Origin of the sequence: Cellulosimicrobium cellulans (genome assembly GCF_007679345.1) — a bacterium.
GTDB lineage: Bacteria > Actinomycetota > Actinomycetes > Actinomycetales > Cellulomonadaceae > Cellulomonas > Cellulomonas cellulans_A.
The window spans coordinates 31,118-53,898 of the sequence record NZ_VEGH01000009.1 but is presented as its reverse complement, the minus strand read 5'-3'; the positions used below and the strand labels follow the sequence as shown (position 1 = coordinate 53,898).

Below are 22,781 nucleotides of genomic sequence, written 5' to 3'. Positions count from 1 at the left end.
GCCTGGCGGGTGGGTCTGCTCCCCCGCGCGGGCGCGAGGTGGTCGGGGTGTCGCGGGGGTCTCGGGGCGCGGGTCCGGTCGCGGCGCGAGGCGGTTCTCGGGGCGCGCGGGCCTCAGGTGCGGGCGGCGCCGTGCAGCAGCACGTCGACGAGCTCCGTGACCGGGACCCCGTCGTCGGGCAGGACCGGCGGGCCCTGCCCCATCACCTCGGCGATCAGCAGGTGCGCGAGCCGCTCCGGCTCGATGCGCAGCTCGCCACGGTACGCCTCGAGCCGCCGGACGACGGCGGCGCGCACCTCGGCGAGCGCCCGGAGCCGAGCGTCCCGGGCGGTCGGGCCGTGCAACGGCAGGCGGTCACCGGGGCGGTGCCCGGGCGGGGCGCCGACCGCCGCGCCGGAGGCGGCGGCCGTCGCGGACGAGGCGTCGTCGAGTCCCGCGCCCTCCGGCGGGGCTGCCGCGGCACCGGCCCGGAGCGCCTGACCCGGCGCCGCGCGACCGAGCGGATCGGCCCCGCGCGCCCCGCGCACGGCGGCGGCACGTCGGCCGTCGTCGGACGCGAGGATGGCGTGCACCGCGAGCATGACCCGGCGCACCCGGCGTCCGCGGGCGGCCATGACGTCCGCGAGCTGGGTCAGCTCGGCCGCCAGGTCCGGCGCCGGGGGCAGGTCGTCGATCTCGGCGACCCCGGTCGTGGGGTCGAGCGCGCGCTCGGCGGCGGCGGTCAGCAGCTCGACCTTGTCGTCGAACGCCCGGAACAGGGTGCCCTCCGCGACCCCGGCGGCGACGGCGATCTGCCGGGTCGACACCTGCGCGCCGTGGCTCTCGAGCAGCGGCACGGTGGCGAGCGCGATGGCGGCACGGCGCTCGTCGCGGCTCATCGGCCGCGCGCGTCCGGTCCTGGGCTCGTCCACGCCGCCGAGCGTAAGTGAGTGAGCGCTCACTCGTCCAGGCCGTTCGTCCCGGGCGAACACGCGCCACCCGCTCTCCGGTTCAACGGCCCGCCGAGATCGGTGGTTCCCCCCGAGATCGGTGCCCGCAACCACCGATCTCGACGCGAGGTACCGATCTCGGCGCAGGCGCCGCGCACCCCCCGGCGAGATAGGACCGCCGCGCCGACGTAGGACGTCCGACGGTCCTACCTCGACCGCGAGGTCCTATCTCGGCGCGACGCGGCAGGGCACGGCCGCCCGGCGCGGCGCGGCCGCCCGGCGCGCGCGGCGACGCCCGCCGCGCCCCGAGGGGGTGCGGCGGGCGTCGTCGGTCGAGCGTCTCGGGCCCGCGCGCCGCGTCAGCGCGCCGGACCCCGCCTCACGGCGCCGGCGGCGCCGGCGGGCCGGGCTGCGTCGGCGGCTCGGGCTCCACCGGCGGCACCTGCCCCGCCCCGGTGTCCCGCTGCTCGCGCCGGGTCGCGCCGGGCTGCGGGCGCTGCCCTGCCTCGGCGACCGGGTCGAACGGCCGGCCGCTGAACGTCCCGGCGCTGGTGGCGTCCGCGGTCGCCGCCTCGGACTCGCGCCGCGCCTCGGCGAGCGCCTCCTTCGGGTCGGTCAGCGCCACGGGCGGCAGGTCGTCCGGGCCGAGCGGGGACTCCCCGGCCGCGCGACCCGGCGTCGCCGCCTTCGATGCCGCGCCGCCGCCGAACGCGCCGGCGAAGCCCTGGGTGAACTGGCCGAGCATGCCGGTCAGCTCGGACGGCACGATCCACACCTTGTTGGCCGGCGTCGCCGCGAGCTTCGGCAGCGCCTGGAGGTACTGGTAGGCCAGCAGCTTGGGGTCGGCGTCGCCGCGGTGGACGGCGTCGAACACCTGGAGGATCGCGCGGGACTCGCCCTCGGCGGTGAGGATCGCCGACTGCGCGGCACCCTCGGCGCGGAGGATCGCGGCCTGCTTCTCACCCTCGGCGGTGAGGATCTGGGACTGCTTGACGCCCTCGGCGGTGAGGATCGCGGCGCGGCGGTCGCGCTCGGCGCGCATCTGCTGCTCCATCGCGCCCTGCACCGAGGCGGGCGGGTCGATGCTCTTGAGCTCGACGCGGTTCACGCGGATGCCCCACTTGCCGGTCGCCTCGTCGAGGACGCCGCGGAGCTGGCCGTTGATCTGGTCGCGGCTGGTGAGCGTCTGCTCGAGGTCCATCGAGCCGATGACGTTGCGGAGCGTGGTGACGGTGAGCTGCTCGATGCCGGTGATGTAGTTCGCGATCTCGTAGACCGCGGACTTGGGCTCGGTCACCTGGAAGTAGATGACGGTGTCGATGCTCACCACGAGGTTGTCCGAGGTGATCACCGGCTGCGGCGGGAAGGACACCACCTGCTCGCGGAGGTCCACGCCGGCGCGCACCCGGTCGATGAACGGGATGATGAGGTGCAGGCCGGCGTCGAGGGTGCGGTGGTACCGACCCAGCCGCTCGACGAGCAGCGCGACGGTCTGCGGGACGACCCGCACCGCCCGCGCCAGGGTCACCACGACGAAGATCACGAGGATGGCGAGCAGCACCCACCCCACGATCGTGCCGATGCTCGGGTCGTCCACTGCGTCTCCTCCCAGCCGCGGCCCGGTGGGGCCGTCAGTGCCCGGCGGCGACCGGTCGGCCGCCGCCGTCCGTCAGAGGCCCGCGGGGGCCCCGGGTGCGCCGGAGCCGTCGGTCGCGGGCCGGTCGCCGGCGGCCTCCACGACCGCCGTGGCGCCGTCGATCCGCGCGACGCGGACCTCGGTGCCGGTGTCGAACGCGGTGCCGACGAGCAGCGCCCGGGCGGACCAGACCTCGCCGCCCAGCTTCACGCGCCCGCCCGTCGCGTCGGTCGGGGCGACCACCACGGCGGGCCGGCCGACGAGGGCGGCCGAGTTCGTCTCCACCAGCCTGGTGCGCTCGCGCAGGCTGTGCAGCAGGAACGGGCGCAGCGCGAACAGCAGCAGCAGCGCCGCCGCGGCGGCGACCACGATCTGCAGCGCCAGCGGGGCGCCGAGCGCGGCCGCGAGCGTACCCGCCAGGGCGCCGCCCGCGAGCATGAGGAAGATCAGGTCGAGCGAGAACATCTCCGCGACGCCGAGCAGCAGCGCACCGCCCAGCCACCACAGCCAGTCCATCGTCGGCTCCTCTCCCCTCGGGCGCCCGCACACGGGCGCCGTCGTCCTGGTCGGCGACCGGCGAGCGGCCGCTCACCATGGATTCTAGACGATCCCTTGACCGACCTGTGAGGAAATCCGGGTTCCGGTCGACCGACGGGACGAACCAGGATGAACCGGGTCAGCGCCGCCCGCGAGCGGTCCAGCGGTCGCCGGAGCGCTCGACCTCGAGCGGGGTGCCGAAGGCGCCGGTCAGGTTCTCGGACGTGAGGACCTCCTCGACCGGCCCGGCCGCGTGCACCTTCCCGTCCGCCAGCAGCAGCAGGTGCGTGAAGCCCGGCGGGATCTCCTCGACGTGGTGCGTGACGAGCACGAGCACCGGGGACCGGCGGTCGGCGGCGAGCTCGGCGAGCGCGGACACCAGCTCCTCGCGGCCGCCCAGGTCCAGGCCTGCGGCGGGCTCGTCCAGCAGCAGCAGCTCCGGGTCGCTCATGAGCGCGCGGGCGATCTGCACCCGCTTGCGCTCGCCCTCGCTCAGGGTCCCGTAGTACCGGTCGGCGAACCGCTCGACCCCGAACGCGGCCATGAGGTCGGTGGCCCGGGACTCGTCCACGGACTCGTACGCCTCGCGCCACCGGCCGGTGACCCCGTAGGCGGCGGTCAGCACGACGTCCCGGACGACCTCGCCGCCGGGGATGCGCTCCGCGAGCGCCGCGCTGGCGAGCCCGATCCGCGGGCGCAGCTCGAACACGTCGACCCGGCCGAGCCGCGAGCCCAGCAGGTCGGCGGTGCCGGACGTCGGGTGCATCCGCCCGGAGGCCACCTGCAGCACCGTCGTCTTGCCGGCGCCGTTGCGGCCCAGCACCACCCAGCGCTCGCCCTCGCGGACCGTCCAGGACAGCCCGTCGAGGATCGTCGTGGTGCCGCGGCGGATGGTCACGTCCTGCAGGTCGAGCACGTCGGTCATGGACACCAGACCCTAGCCGCCCGGAGCGACCCGGACGTGGACGTACGTTGGTGGCGTGGACCGCACCGCCCTCGCCCTGCCCCGCTCCGTCCGCCTCGCCCTGTGGCTCGACCGGGCGGGCGCCGGCTCCGACCCCGTGCAGCGGACCCTGGTCGCCGTCCAGGGCGACGACGAGCCGCACCGGGTCGCCGTCCCGGGGGCCGACGTGCCCGGGCTCGACGACGCCGCACGGGGATCCGTGACCCTCGCCGACCTCGTCGCGGCCTGGGCGAGCGGCCCGCGGGTGGTCGCCGCGGTGCTCCCGGCGCCCGGCGACCCGGCGGGCGCGCCGGCGTCGGTCGCGGGCGCGGCGCAGGAGTCCGGCGAGGCGGTGCTGGTGAGCACCCCGGACGGCGACTTCGCCGCGGTGCCCCGCGTCGAGGTGTTCGGCAGCGTCTACGAGGCCGGGCACCTGGTGACGTGGGAGGTGCACCCGGTCGCGCCGTGGCGGACCGCCCTGGTGGGCCACGTGGGCACGCTGGCCGAGGCGGAGCGCGAGCTGACCACGGCGCTGACCCGGGCGACCGAGGCCCTGACCACCCTGGACGTCGCCCGCTGGCGGCCCGACGCCGCGGAGCAGATCGCCGCGCTGCGGACCACCTCCGACGCGCGCGACGTGCTGCCGCCCGGGCTCGACCCCCGGCGGGTGCGCGTCATCGGCTCGGCGCTGCGTCTGCGGGCGATCGTCGACCTGGCGACCGCGGACGACGGGGCGGCGGTGAACCTCTGGCAGGCCGACCAGCGCACGACCGCGCTGCGGGACGTCGACCGCGCCGCGCGCCGCGCCCTCGCCGTGGCGACGCACCCGGCGCACGACGCCCCGGACCCGCGCCGGCCCTGAGGGCGGCTCAGCCCAGGACGGAGCGGTACACCTCGAGCGTCCGGTCGGCGATCGCGTCCCAGGAGAAGTGCTCCTCGACCCGGCGCCGCGCCGCGGCGCCCCACGCCCGGGCGCGCTCGGCGTCGGACACGGCCTCGGCCAGCGCCGCTCCGAGGTCGGCCACGAACCGGTCCGGGTCGACGGGCGTCCCGGTGCCGTCCTGCACCTGCTCGATCGGCACCAGCCAGCCCGTGGTCCCGGCGTCCACGACCTCCGGGATGCCCCCGGTCGCGGTGCCGACGACCGGCAGCCCGACGGCCATGGCCTCCAGGTTGACGATGCCCAGGGGCTCGTAGACCGACGGGCACGCGAACACGGTCCCGGTGGCGAGCACGGCGACGAGCTCGTCCCGCGGCAGCATCCGGTCGATCCACACCACGCCGTCGCGCTTCGCCCGCAGCTGCTCGACCAGCCCGGTCACCTCGGCGAGGATCTCGGGCGTGTCCGGGGCCCCGGCGCACAGCACGAGCTGCACCTCGGGCGGCAGCTGCTCGGCGGCCCGCAGCAGGTACGGCAGGCCCTTCTGCCGGGTGATCCGCCCGACGAACACGACCGCCGGCCGGTCCGGGTCGACGCCGTTGGCGCGCGCGACGTCCCTCGCCGCGGCCCACTCCTCGTCCGTCCCGGGTCGGCGCCAGCCCGCCAGGTCGATGCCGTTGTGCACGACGCGGACCTTCTCCGGGTCGATCGCCGGGTAGCAGCGCAGGATGTCCGCGCGCATGCCCGCGCTCACCGCGATCACGGCGGCGGCCGACTCGAACGCCGTCTTCTCCGCCCAGGACGACAGCGCGTAGCCGCCGCCGAGCTGCTCGGCCTTCCACGGGCGCAGCGGCTCCAGGCTGTGCGCCGACACGACGTGCGGGACGCCGTGCAGCAGCGACGCCAGGTGGCCCGCGAGGTTGGCGTACCAGGTGTGCGAGTGCACCAGGTCGGTCGCAGGCCCGTCGCCCCGGCCCACGCCGTCGACGATGGCCAGGTCCACCCCGAAGGTGGCCAGCGCCGCGTTGGCGTCGCCGAGCGGGGCGGGGACGTCGTAGCCCGTCACGCCGGGCTCGTCGCGGGCGCCGTCGAAGCAGTGCACCCGCACGTCGACGCTGCGTCGCAGCACCGCGGCGAGCTCCGCCACGTGGACGCCGGCGCCCCCGTAGACGTGGGGCGGGTACTCCCGGGTCAGCAGGTCGACTCTCACGCGCGACACGCTAGCGCGGAACGGGAAGTTCGCCTCGCCGAGACGCAGGTGGTGGCACTACGGTCGGCACATGGCAGCGCCGCGCATCCTGGCAATCGTCCTCGCAGGTGGAGAGGGCAAGCGGCTCATGCCGCTGACCGCCGCCCGCGCCAAGCCCGCCGTCCCGTTCGGGGGCATCTACCGCCTGGTCGACTTCGCCCTGTCGAACCTCGTGAACTCGCGGTACCTGCACATCGTCGTGCTGACGCAGTACAAGTCGCACAGCCTCGACCGGCACGTGTCGAAGACCTGGCGCATGTCCACCCTGCTGGGCAACTACGTCTCCCCCGTGCCCGCGCAGCAGCGGGTCGGCAAGCACTGGTACCTCGGCAGCGCCGACGCGATCTACCAGTGCCTCAACATCCTGGACGACGAGCGGCCCGACATCGTCGTCGTGGTCGGGGCCGACCACGTGTACCGCATGGACTTCTCGCAGATGGTCGACCAGCACATCGCGACCGGCGCCGAGATGACGGTGGCCGGCATCCGGCAGCCGATCGCGATGGCCGACCAGTTCGGCGTCATCGAGACCGCGGCCGACGACCCGACGAGGATCACCGCGTTCCGGGAGAAGCCGTCCGACCCGGTCGGCCTGCCGGACTCGCCCGGGGAGATCCTCGCGTCGATGGGCAACTACGTCGTCAACACCGACGCGCTGATCCGCGCGGTCACCGAGGACGCCGAGAACCCGAGCAGCCGGCACGACATGGGCGGCGACCTCGTCCCCGCGTTCGTGGAGCGCGGCACCGCGGCGGTCTACGACTTCATCAACAACGACGTCCCCGGCTCGACCGACCGGGACCGCCAGTACTGGCGCGACGTCGGGACCCTGGACTCGTACTACGACGCGAACCAGGACCTCATCTCGATCGAGCCGGTCTTCAACCTCTACAACGACGCCTGGCCCGTCTACACGGGCTACACCGGGCTGCCGCCGGCCAAGTTCGTGCACGCCGGCGCCGGGCGCCTGGGGCACGCGGCGGACTCCATCGTGTCCCCCGGCGTCATCGTCTCCGGGGCGACCGTGTCGGGCTCGGTGCTGTCGCCGGGCGTGTACCTGCACTCCTGGGCGCAGGTCACCGACTCGGTGCTCATGGACGGCGTCATCGTCAACCGGTACGCCCAGGTGCACCGCGCGATCCTCGACAAGAACGTCGTGGTGCACGAGCGCGCACGGGTCGGCATCGACCGGGAGCACGACCTCGAGCGCGGGTTCACCGTGACGGAGTCGGGCATCACGGTGGTGCCGAAGGGCGCCGTCATCGAGCTGTGAGCCCGGGCGTGGACGCGCCCCGCGCGGTCGGGACGCGTCCCGCTAGCCTGCCCGGGTGAGCCTTCCGCGACCCACCCGCCTCGTCGTCATGGACGTCGACTCGACGCTCATCACCCAGGAGGTCGTCGAGCTCCTGGCCGAGCACGCCGGCTCCCGCGCCGAGGTCGCGGACATCACCGAGCGCGCGATGCGCGGCGAGCTCGACTTCACGGAGTCGCTGCGCGCGCGGGTCGCGACGCTCGCCGGGCTGCCGGTGTCGGTGTTCGACGCGGTGCTGGCCGAGGTCGACGTCACGCCCGGGGCGGTCGAGCTGCTCGCGGAGCTGGACCGGCGCGGCTGGCCGGTCGGGCTGGTGTCCGGCGGGTTCGTCGAGGTCGTCGGGCCTCTCGCCGACCGGCTGGGCATCCCCCGCTACCGCGCGAACGCGCTCGAGGTGTCGCACGGCGCGCTCACCGGCCGGGTGGCGGGCGAGGTCGTGGACCGCGCGGTGAAGGCCCGGACGCTGCGCGAGTTCGCCGCCGAGACCGGGGTGCCGCTGGAGCGCACGGTCGCGATCGGCGACGGGGCGAACGACCTCGACATGCTGGCGGCCGCGGGCTTCGGGATCGCGTTCAACGCGAAGCCCGTGGTGTGCGCGCAGGCGGACGCCGAGGTCCGCGACCGGCTGGACGCCGTGCTGGACCTGCCCCCGTTCGCCTGACGTCGTCAGGCCGGGTCGACCACGCGCAGCAGGCGGGCGCCGTCCGGCTCCAGGTCGGCCCACGCCGTCGGCACCTCGAGCACGCTGTACGACGCCGTGGAGACGCCGACCCGCACGCGGGCCAGCGCCGCGTCGTCGGACCCGGGCCCGGCGAGCGCGGCGGCCGTCTGGGAGACGGTGGGCTCGTGCCCGACCACCAGCACGGTGCCGGCCGACTCGTCGAGCCCGCGCAGCAGCCCGAGCAGCTGGCGGATGCCCGCGGCGTAGACGTCGTCGGACAGCCGCGCCGTCTCGGCGGGCACCTCGAGCCCGGCGCGGACCAGGTCCCAGGTCTGCCGGGTGCGCAGCGCCGACGACACCAGCGCGAGGTCCGGCACCAGGCCGGCCGCCCGCAGCCCCGTGCCGACCTCGGAGGCCTGCTTGCGCCCGGCGAGCGCGAGGGGTCGGAGCTGGTCGTCGAGGGAGCCCGGGTGCTCCGCCTTCGCGTGGCGGAGCAGGACGAGCTGGTGCGCGGAGCCGTGGGTCACGCGCACCAGCGTCCCACGACTACTGACCCATGGCGTGCACGCCGCCGTCGACGTGCACCATCTCCCCCGTGGTCTTCGGGAACCAGTCGGACAGCAGGGCGGCCACCGCGCGGGCGGTCGGCTCCGGGTCGTGCACGTCCCAGCCGAGGGGCGCGCGGCCGTCCCAGCCGCCCTCCATCGACTCGAAGCCCGGGATCGACTTCGCGGCGGTGGTGCGGATCGGGCCGGCGGAGACCACGTTGACCCGGATGCCCTGCGGGCCGAGGTCGCGGGCCAGGTAGCGGGAGGTCGACTCGAAGGCCGCCTTCGCGACGCCCATCCAGTCGTAGACCGGCCAGGCGAACCGCGCGTCGAACGTGAGGCCGACGATCGAGCCGCCGCCCGTCAGCAGCGGCTGGGTCGCCGTGGCCAGCGACTTCAGCGAGAACGCGGACACCTCGAGCGCGGTGGCGACGTCGGCCCACTCGGCCGCCAGGAAGTTGCCGCCCATCACCGACTGCGGCGCGAAGCCGATCGAGTGCACGACGCCGTCCAGGTGGTCGACGTGCTCGCGGACGCGCTCCGGGAGGGCCGCGAGGTCCTCGGCGTCGGTGACGTCGAGCTGGACGACCGGCGCCTCCTTCGGCAGCCGGCGGGCGATCGCCTGGGTCAGGCGGAACTGGCGGCCGAACGAGCTCAGCACGACCTCGGCGCCCTCCTCCTGCGCGAGCCGCGCCACGTGGAAGGCGATGGAGCCGTCGGTGAGGACGCCGGTGACGAGGAGCTTCTTGCCGTCGAGCAGGCCCATGGTGTTTCCGATCGTTCGAGGGTGCGGGGAGGAGGTCAGTGGCCCATGCCGAGGCCGCCGTCGACCGGCAGCACGGCGCCGGAGATGTACCCGGCGGCGGGCGAGGCGAGGAACTCGACGGCGGCGGCGATCTCGTCGACCGCGCCGAACCGGCCCGCGGGGATGGACGACAGGTACGCGTCCTGGCGGTCCTGCGGCAGCTCCGCGGTCATCTGCGTCTCGATGAACCCCGGCGCCACGACGTTCGCGGTGATGCCGCGGCCGCCGAGCTCGCGCGTGACGGAGCGGGCCATGCCGATCAGGCCGGCCTTGGTGGCGGTGTAGTTGACCTGGCCCGCGTTGCCGTACAGGCCCACGACGGAGCCGATCATGACGATGCGCCCGCGGCGCAGCCGGATCATCCCCTTCGACGCGCGGCGCACGCACCGGAACACGCCCGTGAGGTTGACGTCGAGCACCTGCTGGAAGTCGTCGTCGGACATCCGCATGAGCAGGCCGTCGCGGGTCACGCCCGCGTTGGCCACGAGGACCTCGACGGGGCCGTGCTGGGCCTCGATCTCGGCGAAGGCGGCGTCCACGGACGCGGTGTCGGTGACGTCGCCGGTCAGCGCCAGGACGCCGTCGGGGGCGCCGCCGCTGCGGACGATGGTCGCGACCTTGTCGCCTCCTGCGACGAACCGCTCGGCGATGGCGCGGCCGATGCCGCGGTTGGCCCCGGTCACGAGCACGCTGCGCGGCTCCGGGCTGCTGGGCTGGGAGTTCTCGGACACGGAAGTCGACGCTATCCGACGCCTCCGGGGCGGCGGTGCACCGGCGCGGCACAGGATGGCAGGCGCCGGTTGTCCGGTTCGCACAACTGGGCCGCGCCCGCCGGGCGGCTCAGAGCGGGCGGCGCATCCGGTAGTTGGTCATCGTGACCCCGCGGCGCACGGGATGCTGCTCCGCGACGACCACGAAGCCGTGCGCCTCGAAGAACGGGCGGGCCGTGATGCTGGCGTCGGTGGTGAGCTCGGTCGCCCCGTCGGCCGTCGCCGTGTCGACAGCCCAGCCGATCAGCGCCCGCGCCACCCCCTGCCGGGCCGCGTCCGGGTCGACGAACAGCATGTCGACGTAGCCGGCCGCGTCCACGTCGGTGAACCCGACGACCGCGCCCTCGCGCACGGCCACCCGGGTGCGGGCGGCGGCACGGCGCGCGGCCCACGCGTCCGGGTCGAGGTCGTCGGGCGCCCACGCGGCGACCTGCTCGGGGGTGTAGTCGCGGGCGGCCGTGCCGTGGACGGCGCGGCGGAAGACCGCGAGCGTCGCGGGGGCGTCCTCGGGGGTGTGGTCGCGCAGCTGCAGCACGCCGCCGACGATAGCGGGGCGGGCGGGCGTCGCAGCACCCGGTGCGCGGGTCGAGCGCGCGTTCCTGCAGGACGTCGCGCGTCGCCTGTGAGCAGGCTGAGACGCGGGCGCCTCCGGGCGGGACGAACGTCCGGCGGCGCCTACGATCAGGTGTGAGCAGGCGGAACCCCGAACCGGCGCAGAGCATCACCAGCGCCCCCGAGCCCCTCGGCGCCGACCAGGCGCGCCGGGCCCGCCGGTACCTGATCCAGATGGGGATCCGGGTGCTGTGCTTCCTGCTCGCCGTGCTGACCTGGTCCCGCGTGCCGCTGTGGATCAGCCTGGTGCTGATCGTCGGCGCCGTGGTGCTGCCCTACATCGCCGTGCTGTTCGCCAACGCCGGTCGCGAGCGCCGGGACGACGCGCCGCCCGGGTACGTGCCGCACCTGCTCGACGCGGCGCCGCCGGCCCGGCCCGTGGCCGCGGCTCCCCCGGCGGCGTCGGACCCGTCGCCGCACGCGGGCCCCGCGCCGCACGCGGGCCCGGGAGCCGATCCGGCCGACGGCGGACCCGCGGGACCCGGCGCGCCCGACGACCACACCACCCCCGGAGGCACCCGATGACCGCGCCCACCCCCGACGCCGTGGGCGAGGACCTCGTGTGCAGCGCCCGCGGCTGCCGCGCCGACGCGTCCTGGGGCGTGCTCTGGAACAACCCGCGCCTGCACACGCCGGAGCGCCGCAAGGTGTGGCTCGCGTGCGACGAGCACCGGGAGCACCTCGAGGAGTACCTGCGGGTGCGGGCGTTCTACCAGGACACCGTGCCCGTCGCGGACCTGCCCCGGCTGGAGCTCGGGGAGCGCCCCGGCCTGCCGGGCCTGCCCGGGTCCCCGGGGGCGCGATGAACCTGCTGCGCGGCAACCCCGCCGCCCGGCGCGCGGTCGGCCTGGTCCTGCTGGCCGTGGCCGTGTCCGTCGCGTGCGTGTTCCTCGGCCGCTGGCAGTGGCACCGGCACGTCGCGCGGGACGCCGCGATCCGGCTGGTCGAGCAGAACTACTCCGCCGAGCCGGTGCCGCTCGACGCGCTCCTGCCCGCGCCCGGGTCGGCGCTCGACCCCGCCGACGTGTGGCGCCAGGCGACCGTCACCGGCACCTACGACGCCGACGCGACCGTCCTGCTGCGCAACCGGCCGGTGGACAGCCAGCCCGGCTTCCACGTGCTGGTGCCGCTGGTGCAGGCCGACGGGTCGGTGCTCGTCGTCGACCGCGGCTGGGTCGCCTGGGACGACGACGCCAGCGGCGAGGTCGAGGTGCCCGCACCGCCCTCCGGCGAGGTGACGGCCACGGTGCACCTGCGCCGGGACGAGGCCGCCGACCCGCGCTCGGCGCCCGCAGGCCAGGTCCAGGCCATCAACGTCGGCCAGGTGCTCGCGGCGGCCGGCTCCGCCGCTCCGTCGTACGGCGGCTACGGCGGGCTGGTCGAGGAGTCGCCCGCCCCTGCCGGGGCGCTCGGCTCCCTCCCGGCGCCGAGCACCGACCCGGGGTCGCACCTGTCGTACGCGTTCCAGTGGTGGACGTTCTCCGTCGGCTCGCTGGCGGCGTTCGGCTGGCTGGCGCGCCGCGAGCTGCTGGAGGGCGCGGAGGCGGCCCGCGGCGGGGACGGGACGCCCGGCGACGGCGACGGCCCGACGCCCGGTACGCCGACCCCGCGACCGTCGCGCCGCCGGCGCACGTCGGACGAGGACGCCGAGGACGCCCTGATCGACTCCCAGCTCGGCTGAGCGGGGTCGGGGTCGCCCGGGGGCGTCAGGCCAGGGTGACCAGGTCCAGGTAGGACGGGTTCCACAGGTCCTCGTCGCCGTCGGGCAGCAGCACGACGCGCTCCGGGTCCAGCGCCTCCACGGCACCCTCGTCGTGGCTGACCAGCACCACCGCGCCGGTGTAGCCGCGCAGCGCGGCGAGGATCTCCTCGCGGCTCGCCGGGTCGAGGTTGTTCGTGGGCTCGTCGAGCAGCAGCACGTTCGCCGACGACACGACGAGGGCCGCGAGCGCCAGCCGGGTCTTCTCGCCGCCGGACAGCACCCGCGCCGGCTTGTCGGCGTCGTCGCCCGAGAACAGGAACGAGCCGAGCACCGACCGCACCTGGGTGTCGGTGAGGTCGGGCGCCGAGGACCGCAGGTTCTCGACGACCGTGCGGTCCATGTCCAGCGTCTCGTGCTCCTGGGCGTAGTACCCGAGCTTGAGGCCGTGGCCCGGCCTGACCTCGCCCGTGTCCGACTCCTGCAGGCCGGCGAGCATCCGCAGCAGGGTGGTCTTGCCGGCGCCGTTGAGGCCGAGCACGACGACGCGCGAGCCGCGGTCGATCGCCAGGTCGACCCCGGCGAACACCTCCTGCGAGCCGTACGACTTGGACAGGTCGGACGCGGTCAGCGGGGTGCGGCCGCACGGGGCGGGCTCCGGGAACCGCAGCTTCGCGACCCGGTCGGACGCCCGGACCTCGTCGAGGCCGGACAGCATCCGCTCCGCGCGCCGCGCCATGTTCTGCGCGGCGACCGCCTTGGTGGCCTTCGCGCGCATCTTGTCCGCCTGCGCGAGCAGCGCGCCGGCCTTCTTCTCGGCGTTGGCCCGCTCGCGGCGGCGGCGCTTCTCGTCCGTCTCCCGCTGCAGCACGTACGCGTCCCAGCCGAGGTTGTACTGGTCGAGCTCGCCGCGGTTCGCGTCCAGGTGGAACACCTTGTTCACGGTGGCGCGCAGCAGCTCCACGTCGTGGCTGATGACCACGAAGCCGCCCGGGTACGTCTTGAGGTAGTCGCGCAGCCACGCGATCGAGTCGGCGTCCAGGTGGTTCGTCGGCTCGTCGAGGAGCAGCGTGTCGTTGCCGGAGAACAGGATGCGCGCGAGCTCGACGCGGCGGCGCTGGCCGCCGGACAGCGTGCTCAGCGGCTGGCCGAGCACGCGCTCGTCCAGGCCGAGGTTCGCGGTGATCCGGTGCGCCTCGCTCTCCGCCGCGTACCCGCCGCCGGCGACGAACCGCGCCTCGAGCTTCGGGTAGCGCTCCATCGCCGCCTCGCGCACCGCGTCGTCCGTCGACGCCATGAGACCCTCGGTCTCGCGCATCTGCGCGATGATCCGGTCCAGCCCGCGGGCGGACAGCACCCGGTTCATCGCCAGGTCCGACAGGTCGCCCGAGCGCGGGTCCTGCGGCAGGTAGCCGATGTCGCCGCTGCGGGTGATCTGCCCGCCGGTGGGCAGGGTCTCCCCCGCGAGCGTCTTGGTCAGGGTGGTCTTGCCGGCGCCGTTGCGGCCGACGAGGCCGATCCGGTCGCCCGGCGCCACCCGGAAGGTCGCCTCGGAGAGCAGCACGCGGGCTCCCACGCGCAGCTCGACGCCCTGAACGGTGATCACTCGGTTCCCTGCTCCCTCGTTGTCGTGCACGCACGCGGTCGATGCCGCGCGCCCCGTCGCCGCGGGCCGGCACAAACGTCGCCCATCCTACGAGTCCCAGCGCCCGGACCCCGACCGGAATTCCGCGACGTCGGCCACGCCGCGGGCGCCGCCGGCACGCGAGCTCGCGCGGGTACCCCGCGGCTGCGGAACCCGACAGGGCCGCGCGGGCAGCGTTGGCCTTCCCCGCACGGACCGCCGGGAGCGGGCGGCACTAGCGTGGCGTCCGGCGAGCGCGCCCCGCCGCTCCCCCAGCCGCCCGCACCCCCGCGAGGTCCGATGTCCGAGCACCGCCCCGACGCCGTCCCCGCGGCCGACGCCACCGCACCGGCCGCCCCGGTCCCCGTGGCCCGCGCCTCGGTGGCCACCGACGTCGCGCTGATCGCCACGTTCGCCGCCTTCGTCGCCGTGTGCGCGGTGCTGCCCGCCATCCCGACCGGGGCCCTCGTGCCGATCACCCTGCAGACCTTCGGCGTCGCGCTCACCGGCCTGGTGCTCGGCCCGCGGCGGGGCGCCCTCGCCCTGCTGCTGTACGTGGCCGTCGGCCTGGCGGGCGTCCCCGTGCTGTCCGGCGCGACCGGAGGGCTCGGCGTGCTGGCGTCGCCGTCGGCCGGCTACCTGCTCGCGTTCCCCGCGGCCGCGGCGATCGCCGGCGGGTTCGGGCTGCTGGCCCGCCGCGCGCCCGGCCGGTGGCGGGTGCCCGCGCTGTTCGGCGCGGCCACGGCCGGCTCGCTGCTGGTGATCCACCCGCTCGGCATCGCGGTGATGGGCTGGCGGCTCGGCCTGTCCGCGTCCGAGGCGGTCGCCGCCGGCGCCGTGTTCCTGCCGGGCGACCTGATCAAGAACGCGCTCGCCGCCGTGGTCGCCGCGGCCGCGCTCCGCGCCTTCCCGGACCTGCTGCGCGGCCGGTGATCGAGCTCGACGGCGCGGTCGTCACGGCGTACGCCCCGGGCGAGGCGCGCCGCGGGGCCGAGCGGGTCGTCACCCTGCTGGGCCCGGTGACCGCCACGCTGACCGAGCGCCGGGTGGCGGTCGTCGGCGCGAACGGCTCGGGCAAGTCGACGCTCGCCCGGCTGCTGAACGGCCTGACGCTCCCGTCCGCCGGGTCCGTGCGGGTCGACGGCCTCGACACGGCCCGCGACGGCGCCGCGGTGCGCCGCCGGGTCGGCTTCCTGTTCACCGACCCGGACGCCCAGGTCGTCATGCCCACCCCCGTCGAGGACGTCGCCCTGTCCCTGCGCCGCCTCGGCGTCCCCGGCCGCGAGCGCGACGCCCGCGCCCGGGAGGCGCTCGACCGCGTCGGCCTGGCGTCCCGCGCCGACCTGCCCGTCCGCGCGCTGTCCGGCGGCCAGCGGCAGCTGCTCGCGCTGGCCGCGGTGCTCGCCACCGAACCGGCGGTGCTGGTCTGCGACGAGCCCACCACCCTGCTCGACCTGCGCTGGCGCCGCGTCGTCGACGGCCTGCTCGCCGACCTCCCGCAGCAGGTGGTCCAGGTGACGCACGACCTGGACGCGGCGGCGCGGGCCGACCGGGTGCTGGTCGTCGACGGCGGCCGCGTGGTGCACGACGGCACGCCCGGGTCCGCCCTCGACGCGTACCGCGCGCTGATGGCGGTCGAGCCCGCGTGACCCTCCTCGGCGCGCACCGCACCGCCCGCACCCCGCTCGACCGGGCGCCGGTCGGGGCGAAGCTCGTCGGCCTGGCGCTGCTCGGCGTGGCGGTCGTCGCCACCCGGGGCGTGCCGGCGGCACTCGTGCTGCTGGTCCTCGCGCTCGGCGCGGCCGCCGTCGCGGCGCTCCCCCCGCGCCCGACGCTGCGGGGACTGCTGCCGGTGCTCGTCACGGCGCTGCTGGCGGGCGCCTACCAGGCGTGGGCGCGCGGCTGGGGCCCGGCGGTCGAGGTGGTCGCCGACCTGCTCAGCCTCGTGCTCGGCGCCGCGGTGGTCACCGCCACGACGTCCGCCGACCGGCTGCTCGACGCCCTCGCGCGCGCCGCCCGGCCGCTGCGCCGGGTCGGCGTCCCGCCCGACCTGGTCGCCCTGGCGGTCGCGCTGGTCCTGCGCTCGGTGCCCGAGATCGCCCGCACCGTGCACGAGGTCCGGGACGCGGCGCGCGCCCGCGGGGCCGAGCGCGACCCGCGGGTGTGGCTGACCCCGGCCGTGCTGCGCGTCGTCGGCCGGGCGCGCGACCTCGGCGAGGCGCTGGCCGCGCGCGGCATCGTCGACTGACCGCCCCGGGCGACCCGCGCCGGGCTCGCCGCGCGCCGCCCCGCGCCCCGGGCTACCGTCCCCGGCATGACGTTCCAGGACGGCGGCCGGTTCGAGGGCGGCCGCGTGCAGTCCCGCAGCGGCGGCGGCCGCGGGCGGGGCATCGCGGTGGGCGGCGGCCTCGGCACGTTGGTGCTGGTGGTGGTCGTGACGCTGCTCGGCGGCAACCCGGCGCAGCTGCTGTCCGGCGGGGACGGCGGCTCCGGTGCCGGCTCGCAGGAGCAGGTCGCCCAGATCGGCGACTGCACCGCCGAGCAGGCCAACGCCGAGCGCGAGTGCCGGCTGTCGGCGACGGTCCAGGCGCTCGACGCGTACTGGCAGCGCGCGCTGCCGGAGCTGGCCCAGGACCCGGACGTCGAGCCCGCCGTCGTGTCCTTCCAGGGCGCCACCGAGACCGGCTGCGGCAGGGCGTCGGCGTCGACGGGGCCGTTCTACTGCCCGCCGGACCGCACGATCTACCTCGACCTGTCGTTCTACGACCTGCTCGCCTCGCAGTACGGCGCGCAGGGCGGTCCGCTCGCCGAGGAGTACGTGGTGGCGCACGAGTACGGCCACCACATCCAGCAGCTGACCGGCGTGTTCGACCGCGCGGACCGGTCCGGGACCGGCGACGACTCCGACTCGGTCCGCGTCGAGCTCCAGGCCGACTGCTACGCGGGCCTCTGGGCCGGCGACGCCGCCACGACGGTCGACCCGGACACCGGCGTGACGTTCCTGGAGCCGATCACCGAGGCGCAGCTCGCCGACGCGCTGTCCGCCGCGGCGGCCGTCGGCGACGACCACATCCAGCAGCAGTCGGCCGGCGGGGTGAACCCCGACACCTGGACGCACGGCTCCAGCGAGCAGCGCCAGCGCTGGTTCATGACCGGCTACCGCGACGGCACGGTCCAGTCCTGCGACACGTTCGCGGCCGCCTCGCTCTGAGGCGACAGCCACCCGCTGCCGCACGACCCCGGTCGGTCAGCGGACCCCGGTCTCCCGCAGCCGCGTGAGAACGTCTTCCGCGAGCGCCTCCAGGTACTCGACGGGCGGGGCGTGCCCCGGGTAGTCCGGCCCGAAGACCTGCTCCGTCACCGCCACCGCCTCTCCCGGCGTCGTGATCCCGAGCCGGCGGAACAGCACCACCAGGTCCGGGACGTCACGCTCGCGCCCCGCCAGCATCTTCATCGCGAGGAGGTGCCGCTCCGAGGACAGCAGCACGACGAGGCCCGGCAGGACCAGCTCGGTCGCCTCGCCGTCCTCCGCGGCGGGCAGCACCGCCTCGATGTGGTCGTTGAGCCACTCCGCCGGCAGGCCGTGCCGCTCGGCCACGTCGGCGATCGCGGCACCGAGCTGACCGCGGTCGCTGCGGAAGACGGCGTCCACGTCGCGGGTGACGGTCCGGGCGTCGAGGAGGAGCGCCATGGCCGCGCCTCCCGCCACGTAGATCGTGGCGGTCCAGCCCCGGGCGTGCAGGTAGGCGCCGACCTCGGTGAGGAGGTCGACGATGTCCTGCCGGGAGAGCTCCGGGTCGGGGGCGGTCACGCGGTGCCGAAGTTCCGCGCGTCGAACCAGATCCCCAGCCGAGCGAGCTCGGGCGGGGACTGCTGCACGGCGAAGGCAGCACGCGCCCCGCGACCGCCCGGCCACCACCAGGTGGGGAGCGGGTCGCGTCGGGTCCAGCCGGGTGCTGCTCGGTCCACCAACCGGCACCGGTACCGGACCGCGCCGGCGAGCAGGGCGTCCCAGCGCTCGTCCCCCGTGCTCCCGGGCTCGGCCAGCATGTCGTCCAGCCCATCGAGGGCCGCGACCAGCGGGACCTGGTTCACCCCGTCGAGCAGCACCCGGAGCGCGCGGTCGTCCTCGCCCGCCCGCACCAGCGCCTCCGTCCGCGCGGCGATCTCCGGTGCGGTCGACCACCAGCGGACGCCGCGCCCGCGCTCGGCCGCGATCGTGTCCAGCTCCTCGAACGCCGTGCGGACCGCCCGCATGAACGGGTTCGTGTAGTCCGGGCTCAGCAGCCGACGCCGCCCGTGGGCGACCGTCCGCACCATCCCGTCGGCCGCGAGCCGCGCGACCTCGCGCGTCACCGTCGACTCCGGCCGGCCGAGCGCGCGCGCGAGGTCAGCGGCCGTCCGGGTCCCTGCCGCAGACCGCACCAGCTCGCGCAGCACCTCGCGCTGCACGTCGGTGCGGAACAGCGCGCTCGGGGCGGTGGGGACGGTCACGGCCCCAGGCTATCAACCACAATCCGGGCGATACTCTGCTGATCGGCTTCTCGCTCGCGCTACGTTGCCTTCGTGCTCCGCTGGCCCCGACGCGAACCGACCCGTGTGCCTGAGCTTTCACCTCCGCCGCGAGATCCACGGCTGCGCACGGTGCGCGACCGGGACGACACGTACGACCTGTGCGAGGGGTGCATCTCCACCGAGGGCGGCCGCGCCGCCAGACGCCCACTCGGTGTCGCAACCGCTGCCGTCTTCACGTCCATCTTCGCCGGGTTCGCTTTCCTGAGGCTGGTCCCCCGTTCGTCAAGCGACCCGACCGAGAGCGCGATCCGCCAACAGCTGGACGGCCTCAGCGTCCTGAGCGACACCTTGTCCCACACTGGCTTTCCTGCGCTGAGCGTGGTGGCGGCACTCATCATCGCGGTGGCGCTCTCATTGGTTCAGAGCGCCCGCCGCATCGAGGCGCTCGAGTCCGAGACGCTAGGACGCCAGGGAGTCGTCCAGCTGCACGCGCTCCGTCAGCTCCGCGCGGCAGAGTCGGTCCATCGAGGAGAGATGGCGATCGCTCTGCTCTGCATGGCGGTCACGGCGGTCATCGCGGCTGCAGCGGTCAGGGTGGGAACGGGTGCAGCCCTGCTCGCGATGACGTCGTGCCTCTGCCTCGCGTGGCTGGCGGTCCAGCTCGGACTGGTGCAGGGACAGCAGGTCACGTCGAGTGGGATCAGAGTGGTTCTCGACGCTCCGTTCAGGGCGGCTCTCCGGGATCGTGTGGCCGCGGTGCGGACCGGGCAGCGCTGGGTGCTCGGCGTGTGGTGGGCCGCCTACCTCGCGCCGCTCGCCGTCCTCGTCGCCCTGGCGCCTCCCGGGACCGGCGCCGCGCAGGTCGGCCCAGCGGTGATCTCGGTCCTGCTGTACGGCGCGCTCACAGAAGCAGTCGTGACATGGGTCTCGAGCACCGGGCTGGTGGAGGACGGCTGGGGCCACAGGTTCATGGTGGCGGCCGGCACCTTCATGGGCGTCCTTGTTGCGCTCGCCGTGTCGTTCGCGACGGTAGCGCTGCTCTGGGACGTCGAGTCCGGGGACGTTCCGCTCACCCAGTGGGTGTCGACTCTGGTCTGGTACTCCTGCCTGGGGTTCCCCCTGGCACGAGGCGCCGCCGGCGCCGGGCTTCTTCGCGCCGTGGCGCAACGATCGATCGGCTCCGACCGAACGGCGATCGACGGTGCCGGCGTGTCGACGACGCAGCAGGCAGTGGCCTGGACCGGGGTGGTCCTCGTCGCCTGTGGTGCACCCACGCTGATTGCGCTGGTCGGCGGGGAGCCGGACGCAGGCCTCATCGGCATCGCCCTCGCGGTGCTGCTCGCGCTCACGATGCGGGTGACCGGGTTCGCACTGCACTCCCCGCGCGGAGCCGTCCGCACCGGGGCGCTGGTCATCGGTGGGAGCTTGATCGCCGTCGGCGCCGTCCTCGCCTGGTCGAGCGCCCGCGACCACGCGGCACTAGAGGTCGCGAGCGCTCTCTGCTATCTCGGCGCGGTGACCCTCGCCTGGAGCGACATCGCGTGGGGCTGGCTCGGAGCACGGTGCCGCCAGCTGTTCATCGACCTCCAGGCACGCCGATACCGTTCTGTGGTGCAGGCGTTGGCGACCGAGCAGAGCGCGCCCCGACGCTTGACCTGCGACGTCCCCGGGTGCCTGAACGAACGTCGCGCCCCGGACGCACAAGCGCCGAGATAGGTCCTCCCACGCCACGTAGGGCCGTCCACGGTCCTACGTCGGCGCGGAGGTCCTACCTCGACGTCTGACTGCTCGGCCGAGCCCGCAGGCTCAGATGTTGAAGCCCAGCGCCCGCATCATCGCGCGGCCGTCGTCCGTGATCTTCTCCGGGCCCCACGGCGGCATCCAGACCCAGTTGATCCGCACCGAGTCGACGAGCCCTTCCAGCGAGGTGCCCGCCTGGTCCTCGATGACGTCCGTCAGCGGGCACGCCGCCGAGGTGAGCGTCATGTCGATGACGACGTTGCGGCCCTGCTCGATCGCGATGCCGTAGACCAGGCCGAGGTCGACGACGTTCACGCCGAGCTCGGGGTCGATGACGTCGCGCAGCGCCTCCTCGACGTCGGCGGCGTTCACGGGCGCCGGCGCGGCGCCGTCCTGCTGCGGGGACACCGTGGTGTCGCTCATCGCCCCTCCTCGGGGTTCGTGGTCGTCACGGAGGCCTGCGCCACCGCGTCCTTCATGGCCGCCCAGCCGAGCAGGGCGCACTTGATGCGGGCCGGGTACCGGGCGACGCCGACGAACGCGACGGCGTCCTCCATCTCCTCGGCGAGGCCGTCGCCCTCGAACTTCTCGGGCAGCACGCCGCGGGAGTCCATGAGCTCGCGGAAGTCGTCGGACAGCGCGAGCGCGTGCTCGACGGACCCGCCGGCGACGGCCTGCGACATCACGGACGCGGACGCCTGCGAGATCGAGCAGCCCTGGCCGGTCCAGGTGAGCTCGCCGATGACCGGCGCGCCCGACGCGTCGGCGTCCAGGCGCACGCGCAGCGTCACCTCGTCCCCGCAGGTGGGGTTCACGTGGTGGACCTCGACGTCGTACGCCTCCTGCGCCCCGCGGTGGGCGGGGTGCTTGGCGTGGTCGAGGATCAGCTGCTGGTACAGCTGCTCCATGCCGGTGCTCATGCGGTGCGGCTCTCGCTTCCTCGGGTGGCTCGTCGTCCCAGTATCAGTCGGTCAGTCCGAAGAACGTCCGGACCCCCGCCAGTGCTTCCCGGAACACCGCGATCTCCTCGTCCGTCGTGTAGACGGCCGCCGACGCGCGGGCGGTCGCGGCGACGCCGAACCGGCGGTGCAGCGGCTGCGCGCAGTGGTGGCCCACCCGCACGGCCACGCCGCGGTCGTCGAGCACCTGGCCGACGTCGTGCGCGTGCACGCCGTCGACGACGAACGACACCGTCGCGAGCCGGTCCACGTTCTCGGTGGGGCCGATGACCCGGACGCCGGGGACCGAGGCCACTGCGTCGAGCAGCAGCCCGGCGAGGTGCCGCTCGTGCGCGGCGACCGCGTCCATGCCGAGCTCGGCGAGGTACGTCGCGGCGGCGCCCATGCCGACGGCCTGGGACACCATCTGCGTGCCGGCCTCGAACCGGCGCGGCGGCGGCGCGTAGGTGGTCTGCTCCATCGTGACGACCTCGACCATCGAGCCGCCGGTCGTGACGGGCGGCATGGCCTCGAGCAGCTCGCGGCGGCCGTACAGCGCGCCGACGCCGGTGGGGCCGAGCATCTTGTGCCCGGAGAACGCGGCGAAGTCGACGCCCAGCGCGGCCAGGTCGACCGGCAGGTGCGGCACGCTCTGGCAGGCGTCGAGCACGGTCAGGGCGCCCACCTCGCGGGCCCGGGCCACGAACGGCGCGACGTCGGTGACGGCGCCGGTGACGTTCGAGGCGTGCGTGAACGCGAGCACCTTCGTCCGGTCGGTCACGACGGTGCCGAGCTCGTCCGCCCGGATGCGGCCGTCGTCGTCCACGCCGAGCCAGCGGAGGGTGGCGCCGGTGCGGGCCGCGAGCTCCTGCCACGGCACGAGGTTCGCGTGGTGCTCGGCCTCGGTCACGACGATCTCGTCGCCGGGCGCCAGCGCGAACCGCTGCGCCGCCGCTCCCCCGCGCCCGAGCGTGGCGTTCGACATCGCGTAGGCGACGAGGTTGAGCCCGGCGGTGGCGTTGGAGGTCCAGACGATCTCGTCGTCGTGCACGCCGACGAACGAGGCGACCTCGTGCCGGGCGGTCTCGAAGGCCTCGGTGGCCTCCTCGGCGAGCTGGTGCGCGCCGCGGTGCACGGCGGCGTTCCGCTGGGTGTAGAAGTCCTGCTCCGCGTCGAGGACGACCTCGGGCTTCTGCGAGGTCGCGCCGGAGTCGAGGTAGACCAGCGGCCGCCCGTCGCGGACGGTCCGCTGCAGCAGGGGGAAGTCCGCGCGCACGGCGGCCAGCTCGGCGGCGTCCAGCGTCCGCCCCTGCCCGTCCTGCGCGGCCCGGTCCAGCGTGTCGGTCATCTCGGTGTCCTCGTCGTCGTGCGTCGTGGCCTGGC

26 protein-coding genes are annotated in these 22,781 nt (G+C 75.3%); 11 read left to right on the top strand and 15 right to left on the bottom strand.

Annotation, left to right across the window (positions count from 1 at the left end; translation table 11 throughout):
• Positions 1-113: 113 nt before the first annotated feature.
• From FS882_RS21390 to FS882_RS13280, 4 genes are all read right to left on the bottom strand, one after another.
• The gene (locus tag FS882_RS21390) at positions 114-911 is read right to left on the bottom strand and encodes a TetR/AcrR family transcriptional regulator (RefSeq protein ID WP_222848216.1); all 798 of its coding nucleotides are present in this window, start codon (positions 909-911) and stop codon (positions 114-116) included.
• A 397-nt stretch (positions 912-1,308) separates the two neighbouring features.
• A complete protein-coding gene (locus FS882_RS13290; RefSeq protein WP_158373535.1) occupies positions 1,309-2,526 on the bottom strand; it encodes an SPFH domain-containing protein in 1,218 nt (405 codons plus the stop codon).
• Between the two features lie 72 nt (positions 2,527-2,598).
• Positions 2,599-3,081 carry an NfeD family protein gene (locus FS882_RS13285; RefSeq protein WP_158373534.1) on the bottom strand — a complete coding sequence of 161 codons (483 nt, stop codon included), beginning with the start codon at positions 3,079-3,081 and terminating at the stop codon, positions 2,599-2,601.
• Between the two features lie 160 nt (positions 3,082-3,241).
• Positions 3,242-4,027 carry an ABC transporter ATP-binding protein gene (locus FS882_RS13280; protein WP_158373533.1) on the bottom strand — a complete coding sequence of 262 codons (786 nt, stop codon included), beginning with the start codon at positions 4,025-4,027 and terminating at the stop codon, positions 3,242-3,244.
• A gap of 55 nt (positions 4,028-4,082) precedes the next feature.
• On the opposite strand from FS882_RS13280, the gene FS882_RS13275 reads away from it, so the two are divergent.
• Positions 4,083-4,907 (top strand): hypothetical protein, encoded by an 825-nt coding sequence (locus FS882_RS13275; protein ID WP_158373532.1) that lies wholly within the window; start codon positions 4,083-4,085, stop codon positions 4,905-4,907.
• Positions 4,908-4,914: 7 nt separating this feature from the next.
• Here FS882_RS13275 and glgA read toward each other — a convergent pair whose 3' ends face one another.
• Entirely contained in the window at positions 4,915-6,135 is a 1,221-nt protein-coding gene (glgA, locus tag FS882_RS13270) for a glycogen synthase (protein WP_158373531.1), read from the bottom strand.
• A gap of 70 nt (positions 6,136-6,205) precedes the next feature.
• Here glgA and FS882_RS13265 point away from each other — a divergent pair, with 70 nt between their 5' ends.
• Positions 6,206-7,447: a glucose-1-phosphate adenylyltransferase gene (locus FS882_RS13265; protein WP_158373530.1), complete on the top strand. Its 1,242-nt coding sequence runs from the start codon at positions 6,206-6,208 to the stop codon at positions 7,445-7,447.
• A gap of 55 nt (positions 7,448-7,502) precedes the next feature.
• On the top strand, positions 7,503-8,147 hold the full coding sequence (gene serB / locus FS882_RS13260) for a phosphoserine phosphatase SerB (RefSeq protein ID WP_262348287.1): 645 nt from the start codon (positions 7,503-7,505) through the stop codon (positions 8,145-8,147).
• Between the two features lie 5 nt (positions 8,148-8,152).
• Here serB and FS882_RS13255 read toward each other — a convergent pair whose 3' ends face one another.
• From FS882_RS13255 to FS882_RS13240, 4 genes are all read right to left on the bottom strand, one after another.
• A complete protein-coding gene (locus FS882_RS13255; protein ID WP_187365297.1) occupies positions 8,153-8,674 on the bottom strand; it encodes a SixA phosphatase family protein in 522 nt (173 codons plus the stop codon).
• Positions 8,675-8,693: 19 nt separating this feature from the next.
• Positions 8,694-9,461: an enoyl-ACP reductase FabI gene (gene fabI, locus FS882_RS13250; RefSeq protein WP_122148048.1), complete on the bottom strand. Its 768-nt coding sequence runs from the start codon at positions 9,459-9,461 to the stop codon at positions 8,694-8,696.
• Positions 9,462-9,496: 35 nt separating this feature from the next.
• Positions 9,497-10,231, bottom strand: coding sequence for a beta-ketoacyl-ACP reductase (locus FS882_RS13245; protein WP_158373528.1), 735 nt, complete (start codon positions 10,229-10,231; stop codon positions 9,497-9,499).
• 109 nt (positions 10,232-10,340) lie between these two features.
• Entirely contained in the window at positions 10,341-10,805 is a 465-nt protein-coding gene (locus tag FS882_RS13240) for a GNAT family N-acetyltransferase (RefSeq protein ID WP_262348286.1), read from the bottom strand.
• Between the two features lie 152 nt (positions 10,806-10,957).
• Here FS882_RS13240 and FS882_RS21385 point away from each other — a divergent pair, with 152 nt between their 5' ends.
• The 3 genes from FS882_RS21385 to FS882_RS13225 are packed head-to-tail and all read left to right on the top strand — an operon-like array spanning position 10,958 to position 12,563.
• Entirely contained in the window at positions 10,958-11,407 is a 450-nt protein-coding gene (locus FS882_RS21385; protein ID WP_222848215.1) for a DUF3099 domain-containing protein, read from the top strand.
• The gene (locus tag FS882_RS13230; protein ID WP_158373526.1) at positions 11,404-11,688 is read left to right on the top strand and encodes a hypothetical protein; all 285 of its coding nucleotides are present in this window, start codon (positions 11,404-11,406) and stop codon (positions 11,686-11,688) included. The genes FS882_RS21385 and FS882_RS13230 overlap by 4 nt, the downstream gene beginning before the upstream one ends.
• On the top strand, positions 11,685-12,563 hold the full coding sequence (locus FS882_RS13225) for an SURF1 family protein (protein WP_158373525.1): 879 nt from the start codon (positions 11,685-11,687) through the stop codon (positions 12,561-12,563). The genes FS882_RS13230 and FS882_RS13225 overlap by 4 nt, the downstream gene beginning before the upstream one ends.
• Positions 12,564-12,588: 25 nt before the next feature.
• Here the strand turns inward: FS882_RS13225 and abc-f are convergent, their stop codons facing one another.
• Positions 12,589-14,187 carry a ribosomal protection-like ABC-F family protein gene (gene abc-f / locus FS882_RS13220; protein WP_158373524.1) on the bottom strand — a complete coding sequence of 533 codons (1,599 nt, stop codon included), beginning with the start codon at positions 14,185-14,187 and terminating at the stop codon, positions 12,589-12,591.
• Positions 14,188-14,505: 318 nt separating this feature from the next.
• On the opposite strand from abc-f, the gene FS882_RS13215 reads away from it, so the two are divergent.
• The 4 genes from FS882_RS13215 to FS882_RS13200 all read left to right on the top strand — a co-directional run bounded on the left by FS882_RS13215 (position 14,506) and on the right by FS882_RS13200 (position 17,416).
• Positions 14,506-15,138 carry a biotin transporter BioY gene (locus FS882_RS13215; RefSeq protein WP_158373523.1) on the top strand — a complete coding sequence of 211 codons (633 nt, stop codon included), beginning with the start codon at positions 14,506-14,508 and terminating at the stop codon, positions 15,136-15,138.
• A complete protein-coding gene (locus FS882_RS13210) occupies positions 15,135-15,854 on the top strand; it encodes an energy-coupling factor ABC transporter ATP-binding protein (protein WP_158373522.1) in 720 nt (239 codons plus the stop codon). The genes FS882_RS13215 and FS882_RS13210 overlap by 4 nt, the downstream gene beginning before the upstream one ends.
• On the top strand, positions 15,851-16,453 hold the full coding sequence (locus tag FS882_RS13205; protein ID WP_158373521.1) for a CbiQ family ECF transporter T component: 603 nt from the start codon (positions 15,851-15,853) through the stop codon (positions 16,451-16,453). Before FS882_RS13210 ends, FS882_RS13205 begins: the two co-directional genes overlap by 4 nt.
• 66 nt (positions 16,454-16,519) lie before the next feature.
• Positions 16,520-17,416, top strand: a complete 897-nt coding sequence (locus FS882_RS13200) for a neutral zinc metallopeptidase (protein WP_158373520.1) — start codon at positions 16,520-16,522, stop codon at positions 17,414-17,416.
• Between the two features lie 36 nt (positions 17,417-17,452).
• On the opposite strand, the gene FS882_RS13195 is transcribed toward FS882_RS13200, so the two are convergent.
• Positions 17,453-18,016, bottom strand: a complete 564-nt coding sequence (locus FS882_RS13195) for a hypothetical protein (RefSeq protein WP_158373519.1) — start codon at positions 18,014-18,016, stop codon at positions 17,453-17,455.
• Positions 18,013-18,699 (bottom strand): helix-turn-helix transcriptional regulator, encoded by a 687-nt coding sequence (locus FS882_RS13190; RefSeq protein WP_158373518.1) that lies wholly within the window; start codon positions 18,697-18,699, stop codon positions 18,013-18,015. Before FS882_RS13190 ends, FS882_RS13195 begins: the two co-directional genes overlap by 4 nt.
• A gap of 150 nt (positions 18,700-18,849) precedes the next feature.
• Here FS882_RS13190 and FS882_RS13185 point away from each other — a divergent pair, with 150 nt between their 5' ends.
• On the top strand, positions 18,850-20,436 hold the full coding sequence (locus FS882_RS13185) for a hypothetical protein (protein WP_158373517.1): 1,587 nt from the start codon (positions 18,850-18,852) through the stop codon (positions 20,434-20,436).
• 90 nt (positions 20,437-20,526) lie between these two features.
• Here the strand turns inward: FS882_RS13185 and FS882_RS13180 are convergent, their stop codons facing one another.
• Genes FS882_RS13180 through FS882_RS13170 form a run of 3 tightly spaced genes read right to left on the bottom strand, consistent with a single transcriptional unit; the run spans position 20,527 to position 22,746 of the window.
• A complete protein-coding gene (locus FS882_RS13180; protein ID WP_147793719.1) occupies positions 20,527-20,883 on the bottom strand; it encodes a metal-sulfur cluster assembly factor in 357 nt (118 codons plus the stop codon).
• Positions 20,880-21,380, bottom strand: a complete 501-nt coding sequence (gene sufU, locus FS882_RS13175) for a Fe-S cluster assembly sulfur transfer protein SufU (RefSeq protein ID WP_210417340.1) — start codon at positions 21,378-21,380, stop codon at positions 20,880-20,882. Before sufU ends, FS882_RS13180 begins: the two co-directional genes overlap by 4 nt.
• 43 nt (positions 21,381-21,423) lie before the next feature.
• Entirely contained in the window at positions 21,424-22,746 is a 1,323-nt protein-coding gene (locus FS882_RS13170) for a SufS family cysteine desulfurase (RefSeq protein ID WP_158373516.1), read from the bottom strand.
• Positions 22,747-22,781 lie beyond the last annotated feature (35 nt).

What these genes read in the sequence shown, in the direction of transcription:
- FS882_RS13285 (WP_158373534.1), bottom strand. Translation starts at nt 3,081, where the DNA reads ATGGACTGGCTGTGGTGGCTGGGCGGTGCGCTGCTGCTCGGCGTCGCG.
- FS882_RS13280 (WP_158373533.1), bottom strand. Translation starts at nt 4,027, where the DNA reads ATGACCGACGTGCTCGACCTGCAGGACGTGACCATCCGCCGCGGCACC.
- FS882_RS13265 (WP_158373530.1), top strand. Translation starts at nt 6,206, where the DNA reads ATGGCAGCGCCGCGCATCCTGGCAATCGTCCTCGCAGGTGGAGAGGGC.
- fabI (WP_122148048.1), bottom strand. Translation starts at nt 9,461, where the DNA reads ATGGGCCTGCTCGACGGCAAGAAGCTCCTCGTCACCGGCGTCCTCACC.
- FS882_RS13230 (WP_158373526.1), top strand. Translation starts at nt 11,404, where the DNA reads ATGACCGCGCCCACCCCCGACGCCGTGGGCGAGGACCTCGTGTGCAGC.
- FS882_RS13225 (WP_158373525.1), top strand. Translation starts at nt 11,685, where the DNA reads ATGAACCTGCTGCGCGGCAACCCCGCCGCCCGGCGCGCGGTCGGCCTG.
- FS882_RS13215 (WP_158373523.1), top strand. Translation starts at nt 14,506, where the DNA reads ATGTCCGAGCACCGCCCCGACGCCGTCCCCGCGGCCGACGCCACCGCA.
- FS882_RS13200 (WP_158373520.1), top strand. Translation starts at nt 16,520, where the DNA reads ATGACGTTCCAGGACGGCGGCCGGTTCGAGGGCGGCCGCGTGCAGTCC.
- FS882_RS13180 (WP_147793719.1), bottom strand. Translation starts at nt 20,883, where the DNA reads ATGAGCGACACCACGGTGTCCCCGCAGCAGGACGGCGCCGCGCCGGCG.
- sufU (WP_210417340.1), bottom strand. Translation starts at nt 21,380, where the DNA reads ATGAGCACCGGCATGGAGCAGCTGTACCAGCAGCTGATCCTCGACCAC.
- FS882_RS13170 (WP_158373516.1), bottom strand. Translation starts at nt 22,746, where the DNA reads ATGACCGACACGCTGGACCGGGCCGCGCAGGACGGGCAGGGGCGGACG.